At 51.6% G+C, this 320-nt stretch carries 1 protein-coding gene; it reads right to left on the bottom strand.

Features of this window, described 5'->3' with window-relative positions:
* Positions 1-43 precede the first annotated feature (43 nt).
* A partial coding sequence (locus tag HC176_RS19820; protein ID WP_209309828.1) for a hypothetical protein occupies positions 44-320 on the bottom strand: 277 nt, incomplete at its 5' end.

Genomic DNA, 320 nt, shown 5'->3' with positions numbered 1-320 from the left:
CCCTCTTTTCGGAGGGTTTTTTTGTGCTCATCTCCCCCGGCCCCTACAGAGGAGGGGAGGCAGTTTGAGTGCTCTTTTCAGTAACACTAAACCTGCCGAAGGCAGTGGTGCCGCAGGCACCTAAGTGTTCCCCTCCTTTTTTCAAGGAGGGGTGGCTGCCGAAGGCAGACGGGGTGGTCCGGAGACAAATCCCTCCGCAGGAGGTGCGCAGCTGTCTAAAAAAGGTCTTGCCTCTTGATTCTTGCAGCGCAGCGGTCTTGGTTCTCATTTTAAATCTCAGTATATTTGCAGTCTTATGCAAATACTTCCTCTTTTTATCA

It is taken from the genome of Tamlana crocina, from assembly GCF_012037625.1.
The sequence above is the reverse complement of the archived record's forward strand: the minus strand, read 5'-3'. Positions and strand labels throughout refer to the sequence as shown.